Below are 24,881 nucleotides of genomic sequence, written 5' to 3'. Positions count from 1 at the left end.
GCACGCCATGCTCGATCGAATCCGTTCTCTCGTCAGCGGCGTGCCGCTCGTTTCCCCTGGTGCTGCGCAAGCCAAGGCTGCGCCGGCACCGCGCATCGAACCTAGCTTTCCGCAGCTGGTCGGTCCTGAACGGCGGGGCATGAAGATCAGCCCCACGGTGATCGACGCCCTGGTCGCCCAGGATGCGGCTGCAGGCGCTGCGGTCGACTGGTCGGCGAAGTTCAAACCGCCCGTGGTAGCGCCCGGCACCTTTACCAAGGGCGAAGAGGCGCCGGAGGTCGCGATGGATTCCATCTGCGACAACCTGACGGCCACACTGGGCACGTGCGGCGGCTTCAACCAGCTCAACGGCGTCGATTTCATCGGTTACGCCGCGCTCTCGCTGCTCTCCCAGCATCCGCTCATCCGCGCCATGGTCGAGACCCTGGCCGACGAGATGACCCGCAAGTGGATCGAGTTCAGCGGGCAGGGCAGCGAAGAATCGGACGCCGAGCGCGTGAAGGCGCTGCAGGCGGCCACCGAGCGCTTCCACCTCAAGGCCGCGTTCAACACGGCGATGAAGAAAACCGGCTACTTCGGCGGCTGCATGCTCTTCATCGACATGGGCGACGACACCAATACGGCCGCCGGCCTGGCCGAAGTGCAGACGCCTCTGACGCTCGACTCGGCGAAGATCAGCAAGGGCTCGTTCAAGGGCTTCCGGATCATCGAGCCGATCAACTGCTACCCCGCGCCTTACAACGCCGACAACCCGCTCGCGCCTGACTACTACCGGCCCAACAAATGGCTCGTTCAGGGCCGAACTGTGCACGGCTCTCGCATGCTGCACTTTCTCCAGAACGAGCCGCCCGTCCTGCTGAAGCCGGCCTACAACTTCTTCGGGATCCCGCTCGCCCAGATGGCGCTTGATTACGTCGACCGGTTCGACACGGTGCGCATCTCGGTCGCCAAGCTCATCAAGCGCTTCAGCACGTCGATCCTGAAAACCGACATGAGCCAGGTCATGAACGGCGGCGGCTACGAGGATGCGGCGTCTCTGAAGGCCCGCGCGTTGATGTGGAGCCTGCTGGGCTCGAACGAGGGCCTGATGGCACTCGACAAGGAAGCCGAGGATTTTGTCCAGGTGAACACGCCGCTGTCGGGGCTGGCCGACATCGTGTCGCAGCAGCTCGAACTGCTGGCCGCGATCAGCCGCACGCCGGCCGTGAAGCTGCTCGGCATCTCGCCGAAGGGCTTCAACTCCACCGGCGAATACGACGAGGCAAACTGGTACGACCACGTTGCCAGCCAGCAGGCCAACGTCTTCGGCGACAATCTGGCCAAGGCCATCAAGATCATTCAGCTCTCGGAGACTGGCATGATCGACGAAGACCTCACGCACCGCTTCGTGCCGCTGCACGAGCAGTCGGAAGCCGAGAAGGCCACGAACCGCAAGGCCAATGCCGATACCTTCGCCGTCTACTACGACCGCGGCGTCGTGAGTGCCGAGGAGGAGCGCGCCCGCCTAGCCGCCGACCCTGACAGCGGCTATGACTCGATCGACGTCGACGATCTGCCCGAACTGCCCAACGGCGGAAAGATCGGCGAGGGGATCGAAGAAGACGACCGCGCCGGAGCAGTCTGATGCCGGCGCGCGCACCCAAAGTGCGCGGCGAGATGCGCCCGGCGCGCCCCAGCGCCACCGCCCGCATCAGCTACCAGCGCTCGCTGGAACGCCTCATCGATGAGATGCACCGCTCGACCATCTACTGGTTGACGGCCGCCTACCGCAAGCGCGAGAGCGAGATTGCCACCGACGCCAGCCCGGCCCGTACCCTGGGCGACGAGCTGCGCAAGCGCGCGACGCAGTGGCGAAAGATGTTCGCCGAGAAGGCGCCAGACCTCGCCGACTACTTCATCGGGAAGATCGACCGGCACGCCATGAACGCCGTGCGGCAGTCCGTCGTGTCCGCCACCGGCATGGCCGTCACGATGAAGGACACGATTCTCACGAACACCGTGATGCAGGCGACCGTGCAGGAAAACGTCTCGCTCATCAAGTCGATTCAGTCGGAATACGCCACCGAGGTGGAAGGGCTGGTGATGCGCAGCGTGGCCGCCGGCCGCGACCTGAAGACGCTCACCGACGAGCTGCAGGAGCGCTACGCCGTCACCCGCCGCCGCGCGAAGCTGATCGCCAACGACCAGAACAACAAGGCCACCGCGCAGATGGCGCGCGCCCGCCAGCTTTCGCTGGGCGTCACGAAAGCGCGCTGGATGCACACCGGCGGCGGCAAGACGCCGCGCCCGTCGCATGTGCACGCCAATGGAAAGGTTTTTGATCTGGCAAAAGGCCTTTTTATTGACGGCAAGTGGACTTTTCCAGGTGAAGAGATAAATTGCGGATGTGTGGCCGCTCCAATCATTCCCGGTGTTGATGATGAAGATGATGAATAAATCCGAGGTAATTCTGGCTTTTGATAAAGAAACGGTGCGTTCTTTCGATAAAGACGGTCGCATGAAAGTGGCCGTAAGCCGAATCTCTAAAGCAGATGTGAATCCGTACTGGGGCCGTGAGATCGTCGGCGGCGAAGAGCTCGGGCTCGATCCAGATCGTGTCTACAACGTCTTCCGGCCGCCAGAAGAGCTGCGCCGCGCGGCCTCCACGTTCAACAAGCTGCCCATCCTCGCTGTCCACAAACACGTAAGTGCAAAAGACCCGAAAAAGGAACTGATTATCGGGACTACTGGCTCTAATTCGCAATTTGACGGTGAGTATTTAACCAATGATTTGGCGTTCTGGGACGCCGAATTCATCGGGAAAATTGAGTCTGACGAGCAACGAGAATTGAGCAGTTCTTATCGCTACGTTCCCGTTTTGGAAAATGGCTCATATAATTCCCAGCCATACGAAATAAAGATGACGCAGATTGAAGGCAATCACGTCGCTTTAGTCGTAGAGGGCCGCGCCGGTCCCGATGTGCTGGTCGCCGACTCCCAAATCCAACCCCCTGAAAAGGTACGAACCGTGAAACTGAACCCGAAGCAACAGGCCGCGCTCAAGGCGCGACTGCCGAAGCTCAAGGTGGCGATGGACGAGGGCCTCGACACCGAAGCCGCCGAACAAGCGCTGGAAGAGGCCCTCGAAGAAGTGCAGGCACTCGGCGGCGAGCCGACGCAGGCACAGGACAACGGCAGCGCCGAGATCGTCGGCCTGCTGAAGGAACTGATCGCCAAGCTCGAACCCAAGGGCGCCAGCGACGAAGACGAGGAAGCCAAGCGCAAGGCCGCCCAGGACGAAGAAGCCCGCGCCGAGGAAGCCCGCAAGGCCGAGGAGGCGAAGAATGCTTCGGCCATGGACGCCAAGATCAAGGTGGCGACCGACGGTGTGCGCCAGTCGATCGAAGGCCGCTTCCGCGCAGCCGACAAGGTTGCGCCGATCACCGGCAAGATCGACGCCATGGCCTTCGACTCTGCCGAGGCCATCTATGCGCACGCCCTCAAGGTCGGCGGCATGGACCCCGAGAAGCACGAGAAGGTGGCCTATGCGGGCATCGTCGACGTGCTGCTCCAGAACCGCCCCGGCTCGCCGGTGCTGACCGCCAGCGACGAGAAGACCGGCGCCGAGCTGCACAAGCTCTTCCCGGGCCTCGCCAAGATCAACCACGCGTAAGGACGACCGACCATGCCTTTCCCGAACGCAGTACGTCTCCAGCCGGAGGTCGGCACGCCGGGCGCACGCGCCTCGATGAACCCGATCTCGGTCATCTCGCGCGTGGCACAGACCCCCGTCACTGTGGCCGCCTTCGTGTGGCCCGGTACGGATACCGACAACCAAGTGCAGAACACCGGCACCGGCAAGCCGTTGGGCTTCGCGATCACGGATCAGACCGGCGTGATTCCGAACTACCTGCAGGAGTACAGCATGCAGGTGCCGGCCGGTTTCCCGGTGCAAGTAGCGGAACGCGGTGAGTTCTTCGCCAAATCTGCCAACGCTGCCACTCTCGGCCAGAAAGTCTTCGCAACGCTGGCCGACGGCACGCTGCAGTTCGGCGCGGCCGGCGCAACCATCACCGGCGCAGTGGAGACAGCTTTCGTCGTCTCGCGCGGCGGTGCTGCTGGCGCTGTCATCAAGATCTCGACCTGGAGCCAACTGGCATGAAGCTCGACCAACTGAAGGATTACGGCATCCATCTGCCGCATGGCGCCGAGCTGCTGGACGCCCCGACGCGCACCAAGCTGGTCGCCGCAATGGACGCGGCCGGCCCCATGGTCACGCAACCCAACAACGGCATCCCCGCGATGCTCACCAACTACTTCGACCCGCGTGTGATCGAAGTGCTCACGGCTCCGATGAACGCCGAGCTGCTCTACGGCGCGGTGCAGAAGGGCGACTGGGCAACCAACACCACGACCTTCATGGTTGTGGAGTCGGAAGGTGAAACCGCGACCTACGGCGATTTCAGCGAGAACGGCCAGTCGAGCCACAACACGAACTTCCCGCAACGTCAGTCCTACGGGTTCCAGACGAACACGCAGTGGGGCGACAAGCAGATGGACGTGGCCGCAAAGGCGCGTTTGAACTACGCCCAAAACCAACAGCGAGCATCGGCACTGATTCTGCGCAAGAAGGAAAACAACATCTTCTTGTTCGGCGTGAGCGGGCTGCAAAACTACGGTCTGATGAACGATCCGTCGCTGATCGCTCCGGTGGCACCGACCACTGGCGCAAACGGCAATACCTGGGCGCAGAAGAACTCGGACGAGATCTATGCCGACTTCGTGCTGCTGTGGGCGAACGCAATCAGCCAGGGCGGCGGCCTCATCAACACGAAGTCCAAGGCGACCGTTGGGATTCCCAACGTTGTCGAGCAAAACCTGACCAAGCAGAACAACTACGGTCAGGTGCTCAAGGATCGTCTGAAGCTGGCCTATCCGAACATGACGATCGAGACGATCCCCGAGTTCGCCACGACCAGCGGCAACCTGGTGCAGATGATCATCCAGGATGTCGAGGGCTTCCCGACTGGCGAACTCGCCTACGCCGAGCGCATGCGCGCCCACGGCGTGGTCCGCCACTCGTCCTACTTCTCCGAGAAAAAGTCGGGGCATGCCTGGGGCGCAGTGATCTATTACCCGAACTTCATCGCCCAGATGCTGGGGGTCTGACATGGCTGAAACCCAAGAAACGAAGGCCGCCAAGCCGGTCAAGGTGTACTGCAAGCTGCCGCACGGCATTCGCTACACGATGCCGGACGGCCGCGAGGTGCGCCTGATCGGCATGTATGGCGACGAGCGTTCCGAGCTGCAGGTGACCGACATGCCGGGCCGCTACGCCGTGATGGGCTTCGGTGTCACGACCGTGGATGCTGACGACTGGGAGCAGATCGTTAAGGATCACGGCAAGTCGGCCGCGCACCTCAACGGCTTCATCTTCGCCGCCAAGGACGACAAGTCCGGCGAATCGCAGGCGCGCGAAGCTGAAGGCGAGAAGACCGGCTTCGAGGGCTACAACCCGAACGCCCACCCGGAAGACAAGTCTGCCGACGGCACGGCAAAGGCTGCTTAAGCCATGGGCGGCACCGTCACGTTCGATCCGGTGGCCTTCGTGGCGCAGTTTCCGGCGTTCTCCGCGGTGTCGCCCACCACCCTCACCATGTATTTCGGCATGGCTGGGGCGTTTCTGAATAACACCCCCGCTTCCATCGTGCAGGATCTGACGATCCGCACGAACCTGCTCTACCTCATCACCGCCCACATCGCGTTCCTCATGGGCCGCGCCAGCGCAGGTGATGGATCCCAAGCAGCCCTTGTTGGCCAGATGACCGGCGCCACCGAAGGCACGGTGAACGCGACCTTCGCGCAGGTGCAGTCGCAGAGCGCAGCATTCTGGGCGCAGAGCCAGTACGGCTTGCTCTTCTGGCAGATGGCGCTGCCATACCGCATGTTCCGGTATTTCGCCGCTCCCCATGTGTGCAGCTAAGGTCGCCGGCGGCGCCAAACTGGAAGCCGCTCTCGCGCAGTACCTGAAGGGCACGAACAAGACCATGCGCGCCGGCATCCTCGAAGGCTCGCAGTACCCGGATGGCAAGCCGACGGCCGTGGTCGCCTTCTGGAATGAATACGGCACAAGCCGCAACGTCAACGGCAAGACCATCGTGACGCCGCCGCGTCCCTTCATGCGCACTACGGCCCAGGCGAAAGGAAAGCGCTGGTCGAAGGTGGTCGGCGCGACGGTGCAGCGCAATGGCGGCGATTTCGAGGCCGCCCTGCGCCTGGCAGGCGAGGCAGCCATGACCGACATCAAGAGCACCATCGCCACGTTTTCTGATCCGCCGAACGCGGAATCGACCATCGAGAAGAAGGGGCACGACCAGGTGCTGCGCGATACCAAGCACATGATGAACTCGGTGGCCTACGACATCGTTGATGGCGAGGTGTCGGAATGAACCTGCATGGCGTGGTGAAAGGCGTGATCGGCGCAGTGAATCCGCACGTGCCGGCGACGCTCCAGCGCAGCGGCGGCTATGTAACGGCGCCAGACGGTGGACGCACACCCGTGCGCACCACGTCGACCGAGAGCGTGCAGGTGCAGGCGCTGTCGGCGAAGGAAATCCAGCACCTCGACGGCCTGAACATCGGCGGCGTGCTGCGCAAGGCGTATCTCGACGGCGACTGGCGCAGCGTCTACCGGCCAGGGCAGGGAGGCGGGGACCGCTTCCAGTTCGGCACGACCGCGAATGTGCCGGCCAACCTCCAGGGCACGACGTGGCTCGTCGTGCAGCCGCTGGAGACGTGGCCGGACTGGTGCGCGCTGGCGATTCAACTTCAGATGAGCTGACCATGCCCGCGACCATCAGCATCAAAGAAACCGACGTCTTCACCGCGCTGCGCGCGTTCTTGCTGGGCATCCTGCCGACCGGCATCGAGGTCGTGAAGGCGCAGGAAAACGGCGTAGCCGAGCCAGCGGTTCCGGACTTCGTGACGATGAACGTCATCACGATGCCGCGGCTCTCGACGAACGTCGACACGTTCACCGACCCCGGCACCGGCCAGGGCACGCGCAATTCGCTCGTCTCGATGGCGCTACACGTGCAGCTCAATGTGCACGGCCCCAACTCTGCCGACAACACCGCGATCATCGCGACGCTGTTCCGCGACGAATATGGCTGCAATTCTTTTGCGTCCGTAAATTCGCAAATTCAACCGCTTTATTGCGAAGAACCGAAACAAATGCCGTTTATTAACGGTGAAAACCAGTTTGAACAGCGTTGGATTATTGACGCTGCTATTCAGTACAATCCAATCACTCAAACGCCGCAGGATTTCGCAAATACCGTTAAGGTCAATACGACCAGCGTTCAAGCGGCATATCCACCCGGAGCCTAAACCATGTCGATCCCGGCATCCCTTATCGCCAATGCGAATCCGAGCGTCGTCAGCGCGGGCGGCTCGGCGCTTGATCTGGTGGGGGTTATCCTCACAACGAATACACGCACGCCGATTGGCACCGTGCCGAGTTTTCCCACGCAATTGGCTGTCGCGAGTTATTACGGCCCCGCGTCTCTTGAAGCGTCTTTGGCCTCGGTTTATTACAAAGGCTTTGACAATTCGACAAAAAAGCCGGGCTCGCTCAGCTTTATGCAATACCCGACGGCTTCTGTCGCGGCTTATCTGCGCGGCGGCTCTCTGGCGGCAATGACGCTTTCACAGCTTCAGGCGCTGTCGGGCTCGCTGTCGGTGGTGGTAGACGGCTTCACCTGGGCGGCGGCCTCGATCAACCTCGCAAGCGCGTCGAGCTTCTCTGCCGCTGCCACAGCGATCCAGACCGCGCTGGCCGGCACCACGCAAACTTCCGCAGCTTTCACTGGCGCGATCAGCGGCACGACGCTCACGGTCTCGGCTGTTAGCGCGGGCACGATTGCCGTTGGCCAGCAGCTCGCAGGGACTGGCATCGCAGCGGGCACGGTTGTCACTGGCTTCCTGACCGGTACCGGCGGCACGGGCACCTACACGGTGAACAACACGCAGACGGTGGCAAGCGAATCGATGACGGGCGCGTTTGTCGCACCGGCTGTCACGTTCGACAGCGTGTCGAGCGCATTCGTGGTCACGTCGGCCATCACCGGCGCAGCGTCCACGGTTGCCTATGCCACCGGCACCCTGGCGGCTGGCCTCGCTCTCACGTCGGCCACCGGCGCGGTGCTCTCGCAGGGTGCCGTCGCCTCGACGCCTGCCAACGCGATGAACGCTCTCGTGCGCGTGACGACCAACTGGGCGTCGTTCATGACGGCGTTCGACCCGGACAACGGCAGCGGCAACGCACAGAAGCAAGCCTTCGCAACCTGGACGGCTCAGCAGAACAACCGCTACCTGTACGCCGCGTGGGACACCGACCAGAGCCCGACGACCACCGTGCCGGCCACCACGTCGCTCGGCTACATCGTTGGCCAGGCGAACATGTCGGGCGTCGCGCCGATCTACAAGGATGTGAACCAGGCGGCGTATCTGATGGGGATGATCGCCTCGATCAACTTCGGTGCGCGCGCCGGCCGCATCACCGCCAAGTTCAAATCGCAATCCGGGTTGGCCGCTACGGTGACCGACGCGACAACGTACACGAACCTCAAGGCGAACGGCTACAACTGCTACGGCGCCTTCGCGACGGCCAACCAGCAGTTCACGTTCTTCACGGACGGCGTGATCGCTGGTCAATACGAGTGGATCGACTCGTATGTGAATCAGATCTGGCTGAACAACCAGTTCCAGCTCGCGATCATGACTGGCCTGACGCAGACCAACTCGGTTCCCTACAACAGCGCGGGCGATGCACTCATCGAGGCGTGGCTGCTGGATCCGATCAACCAGTTCGCCAACTTCGGCGGCCTGCAGCCCGGCGTGCAGCTATCGGCCGCACAGGCCGCCGAGGTGAATACCGCAGCCGGCGTCGCCATCGACAAGGTGCTGTCGTCGCGCGGCTGGTATCTCCAGGTGCTCGCATCGCAGACGGCAGCGCAGATCCGTGCCGCTCGCCAATCGCCGCCGGTCAACTTCTGGTACATGGACGGCGGTTCCGTCCACGTGATCCAGATGGCCTCGGTCCTGGTTCAGTAAGGAGAAAACGACATGGCAGGCTCTATCACCAGCGCGAACAGCCAGATCATGCTGTCCGTCATCCCGGTCTTCCCGGTGGCCCAGCAGATTCAAGGCTACGCGGCCGAAGACATCTTCGACACCGACGACATGGAAATGGCGGAAGTCCAGCTTGGTCTCGACGGCAAGCAGGCGAGCGGCTGGATCCCGCACAACGTCAAGTGGCGCATTACGCTGATGGCAAATTCGCCGTCGATCTCGTTCTTCGAGGCGTGGATCGCCGCGCAGGACGCGCTGCAGGACGTGTACGCCGCATCCGGCAACGTGACGTTGCCTGGCCCTGGCAAGAAGTTCGCCATGAACAACGGTACGCTCACGCGCGCCAAGGCCATGCCCGACGGCAAGAAGACGCTGCAGCCGGTCACCTACGAAATCACCTGGGAGTCGGTGCACCCGGCGCCGATGTGACATGGGACGCAAGACCTCATTTTTCACCGCCACCGACGGCCGCGACAAGGGCAAGCGGTTCCGCATTACAGAGATGCCGGCAACCCGCTCGGAAGAGTGGGCGGCGCGCGCGCTGTTCGCCCTCATGCAGAGCGGTGTCGACGTGGACGACGACGTGCTGAAGGCAGGCCTGGCAGGTCTGGCCGCCATTGGCATCAAAGCCCTGACGAAAGTGCCATTCGATCTCGTCAAGCCCCTGTTCGACGAGATGATGACGTGCGTGCAGTACGAGTTTAGCGGCCAGGCGGGCGGCGCGCGCGACCTCATCGAGGATGACATCGAAGAGGTGGTCACTCGCCTGAAGCTGCGCAAGGCTGTGCTCGACCTTCATCTGGAGTTTTTTACAGGCGCCGCCCCATCGACGCAGGCTTCTGGGTCGGCGAATCAACCGGCCGCCTGATCGAGTATCCCAACGTGCCGCGCAACATCGGCGCGGTGCTGTCACGGCAACGCGCCACGCTGCACGAGCTACAGACCGTCTACGGCCAGGAAGACCTGCATGACCTGCTCGAAATAATCATCGTCGACAGCCATAACGAGCGCGTCGCGATGGAACGGAGAAAGTGACCGTGGCGACGATCGTTGACGCGCTGATTGTGACCCTGGGCCTCGACTCTGCCGCCTTCAAGCGTGGCAAGTCCGAGGCGTCACAAGCCACCAAGAAACTCACCGCAGAAGAGACCCGCGCCGCGAAAGAGATCGAAGAGCGCAACAAGCGCGCCGCCGACTCGTTCAAGCGCGTGCGCAGCGAGGTGCTCGCGCTGGTGGCGATCTTCACGGCCGGCCTGGGCATCAAGGGTCTGGCCGACTTCGCGGGCGACACCATCAAGAGCGCCATTGCCACCGGGCAGCTCGCGCGCGAACTCGGCATGGTCCCCGGCGAGGTGCGGGCCGTCGAGCAGAGCTTCGACCGGCTTGGCGCTTCCGTGGGCGATGCAGACGAGGCGCTCAAGGGCATTCAGGAGCAGGCCGCCAAGCTGAAGACAGGCGAGCTCGACAAACGGTTGGAGGCGTACCTGCTGAACGCCAGCCGCGCGGGCGTGAATGCCGACGTAAGCGATGCCAACAACCCCATCAAGAAGCTGGAGCGTGACGCCGAGATCGCGCAGAAGCTCGCACAGACCCAGGGCACCGGCTTTGCCATCCTCGCCATGCAGCAGGAGGGCTACACCCGCGCGATGGCGTACGCGCTCATGCAGGGCCCGCAGGCGCTCCGCGCGGAGATGGAGCGCCAGCAGAAGCTCAACGAGCTGTCAGAGCAGGAAACCGACCGCCTGCGTGCCCTGAACAACCGCTGGAAGGATTTCAAGGAAGGCATCAGCAACAACGCGCAGCGCGTTGTGATCGCGATGGCGCCCGCGTTCGAGACCATCATGGGGCTGCTCGAACGGTTGTCGAAATGGTTTTCTGCGCACGCCGACCAGATCGGCACACAGGTTGGACAGATGGCCGAGCAGTTCGCCGCCTGGGTGAACAGCATCGACTGGAAACAGGTGATCGCCGATGTGAAGTCGTTCTTCGAGCAGCTCGACAAGGGTGTGCAGGCCCTGGGCGGCTGGAAGGTCGTGCTGATGGCGCTGATCGGCTTGAAGATCCTCTCGATCGTCAGCCCCGTGCTGCAACTGGCTGGCGCGCTGGGCGGTGTCGGGTCGTCGCTGGGCCTGATCGGGCGTCTGGGGCCCGCTGCCATCGCTGTGCTGCTCGGCCTCACCGCTGCCAAAGCCCTCGGCTTGCCGGACACGGATCAGGCGAAGGGCATCGAAGACATCAAGAAGGGCGATTGGCTGGCGGCTTCCGCCGATCTGCCGGCGGGCGAGTTCCTCAAGGCCGTCGCGGCGAAGGCGTCGGCGATGATGACCGGGAAATCGAACGAGGATGTGGCGGCCTTCATGTCGCTGCCCGATACCCTGGTGAAGAAGGCCGGCCCGGACGCCGTGAACGCGGCGGTGGCAACCCAGCAGAAATACGGCGTGCCCGCCGCAGTAACGCTTGGCCAGTACGGTCTGGAGAGCAGCTTCGGCAAGCGCATGCCGGCCGGCAGCAACAACCCGTTCGGCATCAAGGCGACCGCCGGCCAGCCGTATGTCGAAGCCGAGACCACCGAGGTCATCAACGGCGTCGCGCAGCGGGTCAAACAGCGCTTCGCCAAGTACGACTCGCTGGCGGATGCCTTCGACGCGCACGGCAAGCTGCTTGCGACGGGGAAGGCCTACGCGGAAGCCCGGAAGCATTCCGACGACCCGATGGCCTACGCGGATGCGCTGACCGGCAAGTACGCCACCGATCCGCAGTACGGCGCGAAGCTGCGCGCCATGATCGGCCAGAACTCAGAGGCGCTGCGTCAGGCCAACGCCGCGCAGATCGCCCAGCAGACGGCAATGGCGCCCGCCGCTGCCGCGCCAGTGCTGCCAGCGCCGACCAGCACATCGAGCAGCGAGACCAACATCAACGGGCCGATCAACGTCTACACGCAGGCAACAGACGCTGCGGGGATCGCCCGCGACTTCGTGCCCGAGGTGCAGCGTCAGACGATGGTCACCCAAGCCAACACGGGGCTGAGCTGATATGCCGATGCCGACCCTCTCTGTTCCGGCCTTTCCAGACGTTCCGCCGCTGCCGGGCGTGCCGCCCATGCTGCGCGATCCGCTCGCCGAGATCGATCCGCTGCGCGTGGCTGGCCAACTCGCTACGGGTGACCTGCTGGGCATCCTGAACGACGCTCTGCGGCCCGTCTACGGCATCTTCGACAAGTCCGGCAAGCGTGTCGCTCTCGCTGACACGGTGACGACGCTGGAATACCGGGGCGACTCGCGAATCTCGGATTACCCGCAGGAGCAGGGCGCTTTCACCTCCTACAACAAGGTGCAAGTGCCATACGACGCGCGCGTGCAGCTCGTCTGCGGGCGTCTGCTGCCCATCCGCGCGAAGTTCCTGGCCGCGATCGAGGCTGCCAAACAATCGACCAACCTCTACAAGGTGGTGACGCCGGAGCGTGTCTACACGAGCGCCAACATCGTGGCCTACGACAACCGGCGCGAGGTGCGCGACGGCGTGACGCTGCTCAAGGTCAACGTCTATCTCCAAGAAGTGCGCGTGACGGCCGTCGCCCAATTTGCCAACACGCAGAACCCATCATCTGCTGATCCGGCATCGCAGGGGCAGGTTCAGCCGCAGGCGCCGACGACGGATCAGGCCGCGCTCATCGGCTCGAAGGGGGCGTGATGCTGGTGATACCTGTTGCTGCCACGCCGTCGCAGAAGCTCTCCGTTCTGCTCGCCGGCCAGAATTGCCAAATCAGCGTCTACCAAAAGACGACGGGCCTGTATCTCGACCTGGCCATCAACAACGTGGCCGTCAAGAGCGGCATCGTCTGCCGTGATCGAGTGCGGTTGATCCGCCATCCGTATCTGGGCTTCGTTGGCGATCTGATGTTCGCCGACACGCAGGGAACCAGTGACCCGTCATCGGACGGCCTGGGCTCGCGCTTCCTGCTCGTGTACCTGGAGGCGGCCGACCTATGAGCTTCACACGCAAGCGCATCGACGTGACCATCACGCTCGGTACCGGCACGTTCGGCGAGACTGGTTCGGACACCATGACGCTCACCGGCTTGCGTGTGCACGCGATGATCCAGGCCACCTACGGCGAGGCCATGCCGGCGGTGCATGCGCGCATCTTCGGCCTGCCGATCGAGATGATGAACCAGCTCACCACCATCGGCCTGGTCAATTCCGCAGTGCGGTTGAAGAACAAGATCCTGATCGCGGCGGGCGATGATGAGACGGGCATGAGCACCGCCTACAGCGGAACGATCAGCGAGTCGTGGATCAACATGGACGGCGCGCCGGACTCCTGCCTGGAGGTGATCGGCGTGGCGGGCTTGGCCGCCTCGATCAAGCCGGTCGAAGCGCTGAGCATCCAGGGCGCGGCGGATGTGGCCACCATCATGGGTGCGCTGGCGGAGCAAATGGGCTTTGCGTTCGAGAACAACGGCGTGCAGGTGCAACTCTCCAACCCGTATTTCCCCGGTACCGCGCTGATGCAGGCGAAGGCCTGCGCACGTGCCGCCGACATCTGCATGACGATCGACCGCGACACGCTGGCCATCTGGCCGAAGGATGCCGCGCGCGACACGCCGGAGGGCATTCCGCTCATCTCGAAAGCCAAGGGCATGCGCGGCTATCCGCGTTTCGCCAGCAACGGCATCGAGGTATCGATGCTGTGGAGCCCGCAGATCAAGCCGGGCGGCAAAGTGCAGGTGCAAAGCACGCTCACCATGGCCTGCGGAACGTGGCTCGTCTCGAACGCCATGCACACGCTGGAAAGCGAGACGCCGAACGGCCAATGGTTCACACGCATCTTGGGAGTGCCCCTGCCAAATGGCTGACATCGAGAACAACGGCTACCGCGGCGCCGCTGGCCAGCAGACCAGCGCGGACGACTACACCGCTCAATCCTTCCTGATCTGGCAGATCCTGCGGCAGATCAGCGGGGCGAAGCTCGTCGAAGTGAAGGCGGTGACGAATTCCGGCGGCGTGAGCCCGGTCGGTTTCGTCGACGTGCAGCCGCTGGTGAACCAGCTCGACGGCTGGAACAACGCCATGCCGCACGGCACCGTCTATCACCTGCCGTACTTTCGGCTTCAGGGCGGCACCAACGCAGTCATCATCGACCCGCAGGTCGGCGACATCGGCGTGGCTATCGTCGAGGATCGCGACATCTCGTCGGTCAAGGTGAACAAGGCCCAGGCGAACCCGGGGTCGAAGCGCATCTTTGATGTCGCCGATGGCCTCTACTTGGGCGGCTTTCTGAACGGTGCGCCACTGCAGTATGTGCGGTTCAGCGCGGCTGGCATCTCCGTCGTCTCGCCGACGAAGCTCACGCTGCAGGCGCCGCTCGTCGAGGTCGACGCGTCCACGTCGTTCACCGTCAATTCGCCGCAGTCGACGTTCAGCAACGCAGTGACGATCGATGGCCTGCTCACGTTCCTGGGTGGCATGGTCGGCAGCGCCGTATCTGGGGCGGCTGCGACGATCACGGGGATCTTCAATTTCGTGGGCCAGGTCTTCGCGAATGGCAAGCACATCGACGACACCCACACGCACAACGGCGTCCAGCCGGGCAGCGGCAACAGCGGGAATGTGAACTGATGGCCTCGACCCTTCTTCTCGATCGCACCCTTTGGGACCTCTGCGCTGACGCCAACGGCAACATCGCCATGGCAGACGAGCCCTATGCCATCGCTCAGGACGTGGCCAGCGCGGTGCGCACCTTCCTGGGCGAGTGCTGGTTCAACACCGAAGACGGCGTTCCGTACTGGGACGACATCCTCGGCGAATATCCGCCGCTGCAGCTCGTGAAATCCGACATCGTGGCCGCCGCCATGACTGTTACCGGGGTCGTCGACGCGCAGTGCTACATCACCGGCTTCGATAACCGCACGCTCGCCGGCCAAGTGCAGGTAACCACGTCCGATGGCGTTACGTTGCCCATCGACTTCTGAGGTCTTCCATGGCAAATCCATCCTCCAGCGTCCCGCCGATCAACTGGGCACCGACAGGGCCCGTTGTACCCGCCGAGTCTGCCATCCTGGCCGGCGCGATGGCCGACATCAATGCCGCATTTGGCGGCAAGCTGAACACCACCAACACCGACGGCACGCCGAACACAAAGACGTCGCAAGGCCAGCTCTCGTCAAGTCTCACGGCGATCGTGGGCGCCAAGAACGACGACATGCTGGAAGTTGTGAACGGCGTGGACCCCGACACGGCCGACGGGCGGTTTCAGGATGCGATCGGCCGCATCTATTTCATCGAGCGCAATCCGGCCCAGCCGACGGTGCTGGAGATCGCCTGCGGCGGCCTGGGCGCGCCGATCCCGCTCGGCGCGATGATCCAAGACCAGAACCAGAACACCTACGTGTGCACGCAGGCCGGCACGATTCCGGCGGGCGGCTCTATTACCCTTTCGTTTGCGTGCACCGTCACCGGCCCGACGCCAGTGCCGGCGGCGAATCAGGTCTCGATCTACAAGGCGATCCCTGGCTGGGACACGGTGAGCGTCGTGTCTGGCGTGGCCGGCAACGTGGTGGAGAGCCGCGCCGATTTCGAGTTTCGCCGCCGGCAGTCGGTCGCACAGAACGCCTCGGGCTCGGTACCTGCCGTGCGCGGGCGCGTGCTGAATGTGGCCGGTGTGCTTGATGCCTATGTGACGGACAACCCGAACTCGACTCCGCTCACGATCGGTGGTGTGACGCTGGCGCCGAACTCGTTGTATGTGGGTGCCTATGGCGGCGCGGCGCAGGACATCGGGAACGCCATCTGGACGAAGAAGGCGCCGGGCTGCAATTACAACGGCAATACGACCGTCACGGTATATGACACCGATGGATATCAGCAGCCTTATCCGCAATATTCAGTCACTTATCAAACGCTGACACCGACGCCGATTTTTTTCTCCGTGCAGTTGGTAAATACCCCCAATTTGCCGTCTAACTATGTGCAATTGGTTAAAAACGCAATCATCAATGCATTTACCGGCGCGGATGGCGGATCGCGTGCGCGGGCTGGCATCACCCTATTTGCTGGCCGCTACTACCCGGGTGTCATGGCCGTCGATCCGTCTGTCGAGTTGTTGTCGATTCAACTTGGAATTGGCGTGGCGAATGCCAATTCTGTTGCAGTCGGCATCAATCAAACGCCTACAATATCGGCAGCCAATATTTCTGTCACAGCGGTTTAAATGAAAAACGTTGAGCAGACCATTCTTTCGCAGTATGCGAACAGCCCGACCCTCGTCCAGTTGATTCAAAACATGGATGGCTATATCGACCCGAGCGCCGATATTGATGCTTTCTATAACCTGATCTGGAACGTGGACACGGCTGTTGGAAAGGGGCTCGACATCTGGGGAAAGATCGTCGGCCTGGAGAATGGCCGCAAGCTCGCCATCCCGACGACCGAGGTCAACCTTGGGTTCTCAGAAGCCGGCACGGCAAGCGCCGCGCCATTCGACCAGGGCGTTTTTTACTCCGGCACTCCCGGCACGCAGACCTACGTGCTGCAGGACGCGGCATTTAAGACGCTGATCCTCGCGAAAGCGTTGGCCAACATCACGGACTGCTCGATCCCAAGCATCAACCAACTGCTGCAGAACCTGTTTGCAGGCCGCGGTCGCTGCTACGTGAACGACCTGGGAAACATGCAGATGCGTTACACGTTCGAGTTCTATCTCCAACCGTGGGAGGTCGCGATCGTGCAGCAGTCTGGCGTGCTGCCGCGCCCGACCGGTGTGCTTGCCTCGATGGCGCAGGTTCCCACGCCAAACGTCTTTGGCTTTGCTGAAGCCGGCGCGAGTGCAGCGCCGTTCGACCAAGGCACCTTCTACTAAGGAAACTGGAATGCAGTCGACCCAAACACCCACCCTGATCCCTCTGCCGTTCGCGTCAGGCGGCGGCAAGAACACCATCCCCGAGGCGTCGCAGCTTCCCGGCAATCCCGGTGGGGCGTCGTTCACCGACGGTTTTCCTCCGGCCACGCGCACGCCTCTCGTGGCCGGTGGCATTCCGCCCGCTGGTCTCGACATGAACGGCATTCTGTACATGATCACGCAGTCGACTCGGTGGTCGCACGCGGGTGGACTGTACAGCTTCAGCTCTTCGTTTGCGGCGGATACGAACGTCGGCGGCTACCCCAACGGCGCCGAGCTGATGAGCGCAGACCTTCAAGGGACTTGGGTCAGCCTGAACGACAACAACACGGACAACCCGGACACCGGCGCGGGCACGAAATGGGTTCCTGGCCGTGCCTATGGCACTACCGCTATCGGCGGCCTTACCAACGCGAACGTCACGCTCACGCCGGCGCAAGCGGCGAAGAACAAGATCACGCTGGCCGGGACGCTCACGGGGAACATCCAGGTCATCCTGCCCGCCTGGATTCGGGACTGGACGATTGTGAACAACACCACTGGGGCGTTCACCATCACTGCCAAGACTGCCGGCGGGACGGGCGTCGTATTGGCTGCTGGACAGCAGAAGGTCACAGGCGATGGGACGAACATCGTGCAGCCGCCGGAGAGTGTCGCGGCAGCAACGTTGAGCACGCACGCCGTTCAATTCGGGCAAGCGCAGGCGAGCAGCTCCAACGTCGGCATCGACACCGGTACCGCGAACGCATACGTGGTCGCCTACACGCCAGCGCTGACGGCTCCAGTGCCTTGGGCGCCGTTCTGGTTCAAGGTCAAGACAACGAACACTGGCGCTTCCACGCTGAACACCACCGGCACGGCCTACGCCTTGGTTGGAGGTGCGCATCAGCCACTGCAGGGTGGCGAGCTGGTTGCGGGCGGCGATGCATTGGTGTTCTGGAACCCGACGTTGAATGGTGGCGCCGGCCAGCATGTGTTGCTGTTCTGTTCTGGTGCCCCCGAGCAGGTCGCGACCGCAACGCAAAGCCAGCATGCGGTTCCACTCGGCCAGCTCCAGGGCTTGATCACGAACATGTCGGCAAACACGTCGAGCGGATCGTTCGTTGTACCGGCGAATGTGACCAAACTCAAATATCGTGCTGTGGGTGCAGGCGGCGGAGGCGGCGCTAGCATCGCTGCTTCGTCGGCCGCAGGAGGAGCCGGCAGCGGTTCATACAGCGAAGGTATCCTGCAAGTAACTCCAGGGCAGACGATCTCATTTACCGTGGGCGCAGGCGGTGCGCAGGGGACCAGTGGCTCAGGCGGTTTGGGTGGTACGACCACCATCACAGGCACTGGCATCTCCGTCTCGTGCCCTGGTGGTTCACCATCAGGCGTGATTTCCGCTACTGGCGTTGGCGCGCAGGGCGGCGGTGGTGTCCTGCCTACCGTTTCGGGTGCCAACGTCGCCCCTTACCTTAGTGCATCTGGTGTGCCTGGGCAGATTGGTGTTTATGGTGGCGGCAGCGGTTACTTCGGCGGCAACGGTGCGCCTTCTGTATTCGGAGGCGGCGGCCTCGGCAACTCTGGCTATCCCGGCGGCAGCGGTACCGCGTACGGTGCTGGCGGTGCGGGAGGCGCAAATAATAATTTCGGGCAGCCAGGCAGTGGCGGAATCGTTATCTTCGAATGGTGACCAACATGGCAAATACCTACGCGATCGTAGAGAAAGGGACCGTCACGAACATTGTGCTTTGGGACGGCGAAACCGATACATGGCAGCCACCAGAAGGAAGTCAGGCCGTGCTGATCCCGGACGACGTGTTCGTCTCGATAGGCTGTACGTACGACGGCAAGAAGTTTTCGCCTTCGGCGCAGCCGTAAGGTATTCAGCGCCTCAACAAGCGACCCATCAGTCGCCGTGCGCCGCTCTTGAATGACGCGCGGTGGCTGGCAATCACACGGTCCCGATCTTGGATCATGGCTTCTGCCTTTTTGAGAGCCGCGTCCCGATCGGCGACCAATTGCTCGGTGGCATTCAGCGCCTCACGTAGATCTCCTACAGATTCACGCAGCTCGACGGCGGCCATCGCACTGTCTGCGAGCATCTCTGCGATGGCATCCTCGTCGCTCCATGACGGGTACGCATAGTATGGGTATGTCGTGCCCTCGTTCCCAATGAGAGAAAACAGGGTTTTCGCGAAGGCCGCACTGTATGCGAGTGATTCATCTTCGGCGCAGCGCGGAACGATCATGCCGAGATAATCCTGACCGGTGGTCGTGGCCTTTTGCGGGATGCTTTTGCTGGTCAGGCACTCAAAAATCGCACGCGACTCGTCGGAGCTGGGAAACAGCTTGCCAGATACAAAATCGCGCCGGCTCGACAAACCGTCGGAGACGATAATCCCGCCGGGGGACAGATGGCCAATGGCGCCGTTCAGCGCGTCCCTTGATGATTCGAACAGATCTGTGTCCAGAAAGACCAACGCAAGCGGATCGGAGAAGCCGACTAGGCTGTCGCTGAACCAGCCCTTGATGTAAGAAACAGAATCAGGCTTTCCCAAGCGCTCGATGTTGCTGCGAACCTCTTCGTAGCGACCGAGAAACTGCCCTTTTTCGTAATAGCCGTTAGGAGACCCGTGCGGCAGACCTTCGAACGAATCAGCGGCGTGCAGCTTGATGCCCAGGTAGTCGCACACGTGGCTCATGCATGCCGACGAGCCACCCTTAAAAACCCCGCACTCCAGCATCCCGCCAGATATACCGCTCCGGTTCATAGCGAACAACGCGAGCGCCACAGGCAGCAGTGCCGCACCGGCCCAGCCGGCTGAGAACTGCGCGTCTTTGTGGTCGTTCGCATGGTTGGGATTCCGGTAAGACATCTCGCGCCGGATCGCTCTGAACCGTGAATTGCACGTGCGAACGAAATCGATCAGCTCGGCGACATCATGATGATCTTTCAGGTCTCTCAGCAGGATGAGGGCATCAACTGCGGAGAGGGATCGACAGCCCTTGCCCTTCGCGGGCTCAACTTCTGGCAGCAGTGCCTGCTCAACGCGCTTGTCAGCGTAGTAGCTGTTTAGAAGAGAGTTGATCTGCACGGGAAGCACTTTTTTCTCCTGGAGCTGGGTGACCTCTGAGGGCGTTGGATTCTAACCCATCGCGCCATGTTGCCCGTAATTTCCACGTGTGCGACCGATTTTCAGGTTTTTACGGTCATCCCGCGCGCACGTTGCTGCGGAAATGCCTGAGCGATGAGAATTAAAAAATCGGCATTTCTTCATCGAGTTAAATTCCATCTGCTATAAAATCAAAATCAATTTGAATGCGCGTGATATTTTTGAATGCGCTAAATATATTGAATATTAATTTGGATTTCCCAATTTAGCAGTGGAAATGGCATTGATACGGTGCATGACCAGCATCGATTGCAAGACGACAACTCGATCAACCCCGGGGGCAACCAGTGAGTGAAGAGATGGCAACCGACGCCGCTGTGCAGGTGCTCACCGAGCGCGTCAGCAACGCAATCGATGACCTGAAGGAGATGAAGGGCCAGTTGACCTCGGTCAGCCAAAGCATCGTGATGGTGGTCTCCCTGCAGGAGCGCGTGAACACGCTCGACAGCAAGACGAACCGGCTCTTTGACGTGAGCGACGCCACCAAGACGGCGGTGGAAAACCTGAATTCTCAGATGCATGTGCACAGTCGGATGTGGAAGCTGGTCGGCGCAGGTGTGCTCGCATGCATCGGGGTGATCGGTTGGGCCGCATCGCAGTATGGAACCTTTCGCGATCTTGCCGGGCGTGTTGCCGTGCTGGAGCGCGTAGCCCAGGAGCGCGCGAAATGACGCTGATCGAAGAATGGCGCCGGTGCTACCGGCTTTACTCGCAGCAGATCAATGCGGCCGGCGTGGCGCTCTCAACCACCTACGCTGTCATGTATGAGCAGATCCGCGACGTGCTGCCTGCCCGCTATCTGGCGATCCTGACTGCCGTGGTCTTTGCCGGTGGATTCTTTGCCCGTCTCATCAAGCAGGAGCCCAAACGTGCCCGCACTCAAGCGCCCAAGTAAGCCGCTCGCTGCCATCGTCGGCACCGCGGCGGCGGCCGGCCTACTGGCCATCGTGCCGAAGTTCGAGGGGACGAAGCTCACCACCTACCGCGACCCCATCGGTGTGCTGACGTACTGCACTGGCGCGACCGAGGATGCGCAGTGGGGCAAGACCTATTCGCCGGCCGAGTGCCGCGAGCAGCTTGATCGCGATCTGGCGCGCCACGCTGAAGGCGTCATGGCGTGCATCAAGGCGCCACTGACCCCCGGCCAGAAGATCGCGTTTGTGGATCTGGCCTACAACGTGGGCGTAGGCGCGGTCTGCAACAGCACGCTCGCGCGCAAGGCGAATGCGGGCGACATGGGCGGAGCGTGCGCAGAGCTGTCGAAGTGGGTGCGGGCCGGCGGCCAGGTGCTGCCCGGTCTCGTGCGCCGCCGCCAGGCAGAGCGTGAGTTGTGCGAGGGGAGGGCCAAGGCGTGAAGATCGACTGGATCAAGTGGGGCGGCATCGCCGCCATTGCCGTAGGCGTGCTGCTCGGCCTGACGGCGCTGCACCACCACGTCTACAAGCAAGGCTATGACGCGGGCGCTGCCCACGTACAGCAGCAGTTCGACGCGGCCAAGGATCAGGCGGAGCGGAAGCGGCTCGCCGACGTGCAGGCCACGCGCGCCGAGGAAAAGCGCCGCGCCGATGCCCAAACGGAGATTGCCAATGAAGCCACGAAACAAGCTGCGGCTGCTGCCGCTGATGCTGTTGCTGCCGGTGCTGCTGCTGACAGCCTGCGCGCACGAGTCGCCCGACTTGTCGCCGCCGCCCGAGCATCCGGCCATCCCGCCGCTGCCGGCGCAGGCCCGGGTCAGTCTGGTGCCGATCCCCTCGATGTGCTCGTCGACGTGCTCGGCCGGTCTGACAAAACTTCGGGAGAGTTGGCTGGCTACGCCGACCGACTCAGGGTCGCCGGGCTCGCCTGCGAGCGTGACTACGACGCCTTGACGACGGCGCAACGATGATTCAATCCTACCGTTGCGCCGCGCGCGGCTGATCGATTGGGATGATCGTAGCCGTCTCGCCGGCGCAGAAGCGCGCCCAGTCCGCCATCATCTTGCGGCGGCGCTCCAGCATGTCGCCGCGGCGGTAAGCCGCTTCGCTCTCGTTCTGGATGGCGTGGGCGAGGGCCTTCTCGGCAAGCGAATCGGCATATTCGGTGCACTCTGCCACCCAGTCCCGGAAGGTCGAGCGGAAGCCGTGCACGGTGATGTGGCCATATCCCATGCGTTCCAGCACCTTGAGCATGGCCATGTTCGAATATGGCTTTCCTTTCTTGCGGCCGGGGTAGAGCCAGCCGTCTCGAGCACCCTTCATCGCCTCTGTGACCAGTTCTACCAGGCGGTCAGCCATCGGCACGCGGAGAGGCAGCTCCATCTTCATCCGCTCGCCCGGCACCGTCCAGACGCGATAGTCCATCGCAAACTCTTCAGGGCGCGCAAACAGGACTTCTTGAGTGCGCACTGCTGTCAGGATCAGGTGTTCCAACATGCGGGCGGTTGGATCCGCCACGGCGCGCAGCGCGCTCATGAACTCGGGAATTTCCTGCCAGGGTAGGGCGGGATGGTGCTTGATCTTCTTGCGGCGGTTTTGCTTCGGCAGCAGCTTGTCGAGGTGGCCGCGCCAGCGCACCGGGTTCTCGCCTTCCCGGTTGCCGAGGGCCTTTTCCGCATCGAGGATGCATTCAAGCCGGCCGCGCAGGCGGAAGGCGGTCTCTCGTTTTGCCATCCAAATCGGCTGCAGCACGCGGACGATCAGGGCGGTGTCGATGTCGCGCACGTCGAGATCACCCAAAATGGGGTAGGCGTAGGTAGTGAGCGAGTTCTCCCACTGCTGGGCGTGCTTCTTGTTCTTCCAGCCGTCGCGGTGCTGGGCAATGTAGGCGGTAGCCGCAGCCTTGAACAAGCGCGGGCCCGTGGCTTCCTGGGCGCGCTTATTCTGCTCGACCTTCCGCGCCTCGATGGGATCAATGCCTTCCCGCAGCAGGTCGCGGCACTTCGCGGCCTCAACACGTGCGGCGGCCAGCGAGACCGACGAAAGGGGGCCGAGGCCCATCTCGCGCGACTTGCCGCGCAGCGTGAACTTGAAGATCCAAGAACGCGAGCCTGTTTCAGAAATCTGGAAGTAGAGGTTGCCGCCGTCCGGGTAGTGCCCCGGGGCATCCAGCTTGCCGATCTTGAGCGCTGTCAGCCGATGCAGTTGCCTTGTCGCCATTTCCTACCCCTGTTCTCACCCCTGTTCGATGGGTGGATTGTGTCGGAGCGATATGGAACCAGCAAGAAGAGAAATACCCCCAAAACCGCGTCGCAGCTTGGGTTTAGCACGGTATTACGGAATTTCTCGGAACGCCTCGGAATGAGCCGTGGCGGAAGCGGTGAGATTCGAACTCACGGATGGGTCACCCCATCGGCAGTTTTCAAGACTGCTGCCTTAAACCACTCGGCCACGCTTCCTTCGTACTGCGCTGCTCGTTGCGAGCAAGGCCGCCATTGTAACGGTACCTGGCGCAACTTGGCACCGGGTAGTGTCAGTTTTCGTCGTCCGCCAAGAACAATTCCTGCAAATCGTTGAGGAACCGCTGCCCCAGTTCGGTCGGGCGGATGGCGACATGGTCGCGCGTGAGCAAACCGCGCTGCTCTGCGGCATCGAGTTGCCGCTCGATCGAGCGCAGCGGCAGGCCCGTGCGTTCCTGGAACAGCGTGACGGGGAAGCCGTCGATCAGACGCAGCGCATTGAGCATGAATTCGAACGGCAGGTCGGCGGCATCGACTTCGCGTTGCTCCTGCATGACGGCCGCACCGCCGGCAGACTCGGCCTGGCGCAGGTACGTGTCCGGATGCTTGTGCCGCATCTCCCGGATGATCCGGTGCGGAAAGCTGAGCTTGCCGTGCGCGCCGGGGCCGATGCCGAGGTAATCGCCGAATTGCCAGTAGTTCAGATTGTGCTTGCAGCGCTTGCCGGCCTTGGCGTATGCCGATACCTCGTAGTGCTCGTAGCCTGCCGCCGCCAACCGCGCGTGGATCCAGTCCTGCATTGCAAACGCCGCGTCGTCATCCGGCAGCGCGGGCGGGTACTTGGCGAAGTACGTGTTCGGCTCCAGCGTCAGGTGGTACAGCGACACGTGGTTCGTATCGAACGACAGCGCGGCCTCCACGTCGGCCTCGCATTCGACAAGCGTCTGGCCCGGCAGCGCGAACATCAGGTCGAGGTTGATGTTGTCGAAGTGCGCACGGGCGATGTCGATGGCGGCGCGCGCTTCAGCGGCGCTGTGGATGCGGCCCAGCGCCTGCAGGTGCCCATCGTTGAAGCTCTGGATGCCGATCGACAGGCGGTTCACGCCGCTGGCGCGATAGCTGCGGAAGCGTTCGGCCTCGAAGGTGCCGGGGTTGGCCTCCATCGTGATCTCGGCGTCGGCGTCGACCGGCAGCAGCATGCGGATGTCCGAGAGAAGGCGGTCCAGCCCCTGCGCCGACAACAAGCTCGGCGTGCCGCCCCCGATAAAGATCGTGTGCACATGCCGGCCCCACACCATCGGCAGCGCGGCCTCCAGGTCTTGCCGCACGGCAGCCAGAAAGCGCTCTTCCGGGATGCCCTGTTCCGGCTTCGCATGCGAGTTGAAATCGCAGTACGGACACTTGCGTACGCACCACGGCACGTGCACGTACAAGGACAGCGGCGGCGAAGCGGGCAAGTTGATCTTGCCCGGCTGCAGGAAGACGGAGGTGACCTTGTCACCGGTCTCAGCGGCAGTCGCGGTAGGCGTCTTGGCTGCGCCGGCGGGGTAAATCGGGATCAT

General features: G+C 62.6%; 31 protein-coding genes and 1 tRNA gene. 28 read left to right on the top strand and 4 right to left on the bottom strand.

The features are described from left to right. Positions 1 to 7 precede the first annotated feature (7 nt). Genes N5B55_RS10305 through N5B55_RS10190 form a run of 24 tightly spaced genes read left to right on the top strand, consistent with a single transcriptional unit; the run spans position 8 to position 18,870 of the window. Entirely contained in the window at positions 8 to 1,624 is a 1,617-nt protein-coding gene (locus tag N5B55_RS10305) for a DUF1073 domain-containing protein (protein ID WP_304538097.1), read from the top strand. Next, positions 1,624 to 2,436, top strand: a complete 813-nt coding sequence (locus N5B55_RS10300) for a phage head morphogenesis protein (protein WP_304538096.1) — start codon at positions 1,624 to 1,626, stop codon at positions 2,434 to 2,436. Before N5B55_RS10305 ends, N5B55_RS10300 begins: the two co-directional genes overlap by 1 nt. After that, entirely contained in the window at positions 2,417 to 3,652 is a 1,236-nt protein-coding gene (locus N5B55_RS10295; RefSeq protein WP_304538095.1) for a DUF2213 domain-containing protein, read from the top strand. The genes N5B55_RS10300 and N5B55_RS10295 overlap by 20 nt, the downstream gene beginning before the upstream one ends. 12 nt (positions 3,653 to 3,664) lie before the next feature. Then, positions 3,665 to 4,141: a structural cement protein Gp24 gene (locus N5B55_RS10290; RefSeq protein ID WP_304538094.1), complete on the top strand. Its 477-nt coding sequence runs from the start codon at positions 3,665 to 3,667 to the stop codon at positions 4,139 to 4,141. Continuing rightward, positions 4,138 to 5,148, top strand: coding sequence for a DUF2184 domain-containing protein (locus N5B55_RS10285; protein WP_304538093.1), 1,011 nt, complete (start codon positions 4,138 to 4,140; stop codon positions 5,146 to 5,148). The genes N5B55_RS10290 and N5B55_RS10285 overlap by 4 nt, the downstream gene beginning before the upstream one ends. A 1-nt stretch (position 5,149) precedes the next feature. Next, positions 5,150 to 5,548, top strand: coding sequence for a hypothetical protein (locus N5B55_RS10280; RefSeq protein WP_304538092.1), 399 nt, complete (start codon positions 5,150 to 5,152; stop codon positions 5,546 to 5,548). Between the two features lie 3 nt (positions 5,549 to 5,551). Beyond that, positions 5,552 to 5,962: a DUF4054 domain-containing protein gene (locus N5B55_RS10275; protein ID WP_304538091.1), complete on the top strand. Its 411-nt coding sequence runs from the start codon at positions 5,552 to 5,554 to the stop codon at positions 5,960 to 5,962. Next, positions 5,949 to 6,428: a hypothetical protein gene (locus tag N5B55_RS10270; RefSeq protein WP_304538090.1), complete on the top strand. Its 480-nt coding sequence runs from the start codon at positions 5,949 to 5,951 to the stop codon at positions 6,426 to 6,428. The genes N5B55_RS10275 and N5B55_RS10270 overlap by 14 nt, the downstream gene beginning before the upstream one ends. After that, positions 6,425 to 6,820 (top strand): hypothetical protein, encoded by a 396-nt coding sequence (locus N5B55_RS10265; protein ID WP_304538089.1) that lies wholly within the window; start codon positions 6,425 to 6,427, stop codon positions 6,818 to 6,820. Before N5B55_RS10270 ends, N5B55_RS10265 begins: the two co-directional genes overlap by 4 nt. A 2-nt stretch (positions 6,821 to 6,822) precedes the next feature. Beyond that, positions 6,823 to 7,368 (top strand): phage neck terminator protein, encoded by a 546-nt coding sequence (locus tag N5B55_RS10260; protein WP_304538088.1) that lies wholly within the window; start codon positions 6,823 to 6,825, stop codon positions 7,366 to 7,368. 3 nt (positions 7,369 to 7,371) lie between these two features. Continuing rightward, positions 7,372 to 9,093: a DUF3383 domain-containing protein gene (locus N5B55_RS10255; RefSeq protein WP_304538087.1), complete on the top strand. Its 1,722-nt coding sequence runs from the start codon at positions 7,372 to 7,374 to the stop codon at positions 9,091 to 9,093. Between the two features lie 12 nt (positions 9,094 to 9,105). Continuing rightward, a complete protein-coding gene (locus N5B55_RS10250; RefSeq protein WP_304538086.1) occupies positions 9,106 to 9,540 on the top strand; it encodes a phage tail fiber protein in 435 nt (144 codons plus the stop codon). Between the two features lies 1 nt (position 9,541). Then, positions 9,542 to 9,979 carry a hypothetical protein gene (locus N5B55_RS10245; RefSeq protein ID WP_304538085.1) on the top strand — a complete coding sequence of 146 codons (438 nt, stop codon included), beginning with the start codon at positions 9,542 to 9,544 and terminating at the stop codon, positions 9,977 to 9,979. Positions 9,980 to 9,993: 14 nt separating this feature from the next. Then, on the top strand, positions 9,994 to 10,146 hold the full coding sequence (locus N5B55_RS10240) for a transcription elongation factor GreA (RefSeq protein ID WP_304538084.1): 153 nt from the start codon (positions 9,994 to 9,996) through the stop codon (positions 10,144 to 10,146). A 2-nt stretch (positions 10,147 to 10,148) separates the two neighbouring features. Continuing rightward, complete coding sequence (locus N5B55_RS10235) at positions 10,149 to 12,143, top strand: glycoside hydrolase family 73 protein (protein ID WP_304538083.1); 1,995 nt, start codon at positions 10,149 to 10,151, stop codon at positions 12,141 to 12,143. Positions 12,144 to 12,150: 7 nt separating this feature from the next. Continuing rightward, complete coding sequence (locus tag N5B55_RS10230; RefSeq protein ID WP_304538082.1) at positions 12,151 to 12,801, top strand: phage baseplate protein; 651 nt, start codon at positions 12,151 to 12,153, stop codon at positions 12,799 to 12,801. Continuing rightward, positions 12,801 to 13,100 carry a phage baseplate plug family protein gene (locus N5B55_RS10225; protein WP_304538081.1) on the top strand — a complete coding sequence of 100 codons (300 nt, stop codon included), beginning with the start codon at positions 12,801 to 12,803 and terminating at the stop codon, positions 13,098 to 13,100. The genes N5B55_RS10230 and N5B55_RS10225 overlap by 1 nt, the downstream gene beginning before the upstream one ends. Next, positions 13,097 to 13,966, top strand: a complete 870-nt coding sequence (locus tag N5B55_RS10220) for a baseplate hub protein (RefSeq protein ID WP_304538080.1) — start codon at positions 13,097 to 13,099, stop codon at positions 13,964 to 13,966. Before N5B55_RS10225 ends, N5B55_RS10220 begins: the two co-directional genes overlap by 4 nt. Beyond that, on the top strand, positions 13,959 to 14,729 hold the full coding sequence (locus N5B55_RS10215) for an oxidoreductase (RefSeq protein WP_304538079.1): 771 nt from the start codon (positions 13,959 to 13,961) through the stop codon (positions 14,727 to 14,729). The genes N5B55_RS10220 and N5B55_RS10215 overlap by 8 nt, the downstream gene beginning before the upstream one ends. Next, positions 14,729 to 15,082, top strand: a complete 354-nt coding sequence (locus N5B55_RS10210) for a hypothetical protein (protein WP_304538078.1) — start codon at positions 14,729 to 14,731, stop codon at positions 15,080 to 15,082. Before N5B55_RS10215 ends, N5B55_RS10210 begins: the two co-directional genes overlap by 1 nt. 8 nt (positions 15,083 to 15,090) lie before the next feature. Next, a complete protein-coding gene (locus tag N5B55_RS10205; RefSeq protein ID WP_304538077.1) occupies positions 15,091 to 16,320 on the top strand; it encodes a baseplate J/gp47 family protein in 1,230 nt (409 codons plus the stop codon). Next, positions 16,321 to 16,968: a DUF2612 domain-containing protein gene (locus tag N5B55_RS10200; protein WP_304538076.1), complete on the top strand. Its 648-nt coding sequence runs from the start codon at positions 16,321 to 16,323 to the stop codon at positions 16,966 to 16,968. Further along, on the top strand, positions 16,934 to 18,682 hold the full coding sequence (locus N5B55_RS10195) for a glycine-rich domain-containing protein (RefSeq protein ID WP_304538075.1): 1,749 nt from the start codon (positions 16,934 to 16,936) through the stop codon (positions 18,680 to 18,682). The genes N5B55_RS10200 and N5B55_RS10195 overlap by 35 nt, the downstream gene beginning before the upstream one ends. 5 nt (positions 18,683 to 18,687) lie before the next feature. Next, complete coding sequence (locus N5B55_RS10190; protein WP_304538074.1) at positions 18,688 to 18,870, top strand: hypothetical protein; 183 nt, start codon at positions 18,688 to 18,690, stop codon at positions 18,868 to 18,870. 5 nt (positions 18,871 to 18,875) lie between these two features. Here N5B55_RS10190 and N5B55_RS10185 read toward each other — a convergent pair whose 3' ends face one another. Then, positions 18,876 to 20,087, bottom strand: coding sequence for a TylF/MycF/NovP-related O-methyltransferase (locus N5B55_RS10185; RefSeq protein WP_304538073.1), 1,212 nt, complete (start codon positions 20,085 to 20,087; stop codon positions 18,876 to 18,878). Between the two features lie 377 nt (positions 20,088 to 20,464). Here N5B55_RS10185 and N5B55_RS10180 point away from each other — a divergent pair, with 377 nt between their 5' ends. From N5B55_RS10180 to N5B55_RS10165, 4 genes are read left to right on the top strand one after another with little or no spacing between them, the layout of a single operon-like run. Beyond that, positions 20,465 to 20,836: a DUF1515 family protein gene (locus N5B55_RS10180; RefSeq protein WP_304538072.1), complete on the top strand. Its 372-nt coding sequence runs from the start codon at positions 20,465 to 20,467 to the stop codon at positions 20,834 to 20,836. Next, entirely contained in the window at positions 20,833 to 21,060 is a 228-nt protein-coding gene (locus N5B55_RS10175; protein WP_304538071.1) for a DUF7940 domain-containing protein, read from the top strand. The genes N5B55_RS10180 and N5B55_RS10175 overlap by 4 nt, the downstream gene beginning before the upstream one ends. Continuing rightward, complete coding sequence (locus N5B55_RS10170; RefSeq protein WP_304538070.1) at positions 21,035 to 21,520, top strand: lysozyme; 486 nt, start codon at positions 21,035 to 21,037, stop codon at positions 21,518 to 21,520. Before N5B55_RS10175 ends, N5B55_RS10170 begins: the two co-directional genes overlap by 26 nt. A gap of 47 nt (positions 21,521 to 21,567) precedes the next feature. Then, a complete protein-coding gene (locus N5B55_RS10165; protein WP_369812432.1) occupies positions 21,568 to 22,050 on the top strand; it encodes a DUF2514 family protein in 483 nt (160 codons plus the stop codon). Between the two features lie 7 nt (positions 22,051 to 22,057). Here N5B55_RS10165 and N5B55_RS10160 read toward each other — a convergent pair whose 3' ends face one another. The 3 genes from N5B55_RS10160 to hemW form a co-directional block, all read right to left on the bottom strand. Further along, a complete protein-coding gene (locus N5B55_RS10160; protein WP_304538068.1) occupies positions 22,058 to 23,299 on the bottom strand; it encodes a tyrosine-type recombinase/integrase in 1,242 nt (413 codons plus the stop codon). A gap of 149 nt (positions 23,300 to 23,448) precedes the next feature. Next, positions 23,449 to 23,538, bottom strand: a tRNA-Ser gene (locus N5B55_RS10155). A 74-nt stretch (positions 23,539 to 23,612) separates the two neighbouring features. Continuing rightward, positions 23,613 to 24,881, bottom strand: coding sequence for a radical SAM family heme chaperone HemW (gene hemW, locus N5B55_RS10150; RefSeq protein WP_304538067.1), 1,269 nt, complete (start codon positions 24,879 to 24,881; stop codon positions 23,613 to 23,615).

Source organism: Ralstonia pickettii (assembly GCF_030582395.1).
GTDB lineage: Bacteria > Pseudomonadota > Gammaproteobacteria > Burkholderiales > Burkholderiaceae > Ralstonia > Ralstonia pickettii_D.
The sequence above is the reverse complement of the archived record's forward strand: the minus strand, read 5'-3'. Positions and strand labels throughout refer to the sequence as shown.

Excerpts from the sequence above, each read along its gene's own strand:
- N5B55_RS10180 (WP_304538072.1), top strand. The coding sequence starts at position 20,465 with ATGGCAACCGACGCCGCTGTGCAGGTGCTCACCGAGCGCGTCAGCAAC.
- N5B55_RS10200 (WP_304538076.1), top strand. The coding sequence starts at position 16,321 with ATGAAAAACGTTGAGCAGACCATTCTTTCGCAGTATGCGAACAGCCCG.
- N5B55_RS10220 (WP_304538080.1), top strand. The coding sequence starts at position 13,097 with ATGAGCTTCACACGCAAGCGCATCGACGTGACCATCACGCTCGGTACC.
- N5B55_RS10265 (WP_304538089.1), top strand. The coding sequence starts at position 6,425 with ATGAACCTGCATGGCGTGGTGAAAGGCGTGATCGGCGCAGTGAATCCG.
- N5B55_RS10270 (WP_304538090.1), top strand. The coding sequence starts at position 5,949 with ATGTGTGCAGCTAAGGTCGCCGGCGGCGCCAAACTGGAAGCCGCTCTC.
- N5B55_RS10290 (WP_304538094.1), top strand. The coding sequence starts at position 3,665 with ATGCCTTTCCCGAACGCAGTACGTCTCCAGCCGGAGGTCGGCACGCCG.
- N5B55_RS10160 (WP_304538068.1), bottom strand. The coding sequence starts at position 23,299 with ATGGCGACAAGGCAACTGCATCGGCTGACAGCGCTCAAGATCGGCAAG.
- N5B55_RS10225 (WP_304538081.1), top strand. The coding sequence starts at position 12,801 with ATGCTGGTGATACCTGTTGCTGCCACGCCGTCGCAGAAGCTCTCCGTT.
- N5B55_RS10275 (WP_304538091.1), top strand. The coding sequence starts at position 5,552 with ATGGGCGGCACCGTCACGTTCGATCCGGTGGCCTTCGTGGCGCAGTTT.
- N5B55_RS10260 (WP_304538088.1), top strand. The coding sequence starts at position 6,823 with ATGCCCGCGACCATCAGCATCAAAGAAACCGACGTCTTCACCGCGCTG.
- N5B55_RS10215 (WP_304538079.1), top strand. The coding sequence starts at position 13,959 with ATGGCTGACATCGAGAACAACGGCTACCGCGGCGCCGCTGGCCAGCAG.
- N5B55_RS10285 (WP_304538093.1), top strand. The coding sequence starts at position 4,138 with ATGAAGCTCGACCAACTGAAGGATTACGGCATCCATCTGCCGCATGGC.
- N5B55_RS10205 (WP_304538077.1), top strand. The coding sequence starts at position 15,091 with ATGGCAAATCCATCCTCCAGCGTCCCGCCGATCAACTGGGCACCGACA.
- N5B55_RS10250 (WP_304538086.1), top strand. The coding sequence starts at position 9,106 with ATGGCAGGCTCTATCACCAGCGCGAACAGCCAGATCATGCTGTCCGTC.
- N5B55_RS10190 (WP_304538074.1), top strand. The coding sequence starts at position 18,688 with ATGGCAAATACCTACGCGATCGTAGAGAAAGGGACCGTCACGAACATT.
- N5B55_RS10175 (WP_304538071.1), top strand. The coding sequence starts at position 20,833 with ATGACGCTGATCGAAGAATGGCGCCGGTGCTACCGGCTTTACTCGCAG.
- N5B55_RS10210 (WP_304538078.1), top strand. The coding sequence starts at position 14,729 with ATGGCCTCGACCCTTCTTCTCGATCGCACCCTTTGGGACCTCTGCGCT.
- hemW (WP_304538067.1), bottom strand. The coding sequence starts at position 24,881 with ATGATCCCGATTTACCCCGCCGGCGCAGCCAAGACGCCTACCGCGACT.
- N5B55_RS10305 (WP_304538097.1), top strand. The coding sequence starts at position 8 with ATGCTCGATCGAATCCGTTCTCTCGTCAGCGGCGTGCCGCTCGTTTCC.
- N5B55_RS10280 (WP_304538092.1), top strand. The coding sequence starts at position 5,150 with ATGGCTGAAACCCAAGAAACGAAGGCCGCCAAGCCGGTCAAGGTGTAC.
- N5B55_RS10245 (WP_304538085.1), top strand. The coding sequence starts at position 9,542 with ATGGGACGCAAGACCTCATTTTTCACCGCCACCGACGGCCGCGACAAG.
- N5B55_RS10295 (WP_304538095.1), top strand. The coding sequence starts at position 2,417 with ATGATGAAGATGATGAATAAATCCGAGGTAATTCTGGCTTTTGATAAA.
- N5B55_RS10300 (WP_304538096.1), top strand. The coding sequence starts at position 1,624 with ATGCCGGCGCGCGCACCCAAAGTGCGCGGCGAGATGCGCCCGGCGCGC.
- N5B55_RS10230 (WP_304538082.1), top strand. The coding sequence starts at position 12,151 with ATGCCGACCCTCTCTGTTCCGGCCTTTCCAGACGTTCCGCCGCTGCCG.
- N5B55_RS10255 (WP_304538087.1), top strand. The coding sequence starts at position 7,372 with ATGTCGATCCCGGCATCCCTTATCGCCAATGCGAATCCGAGCGTCGTC.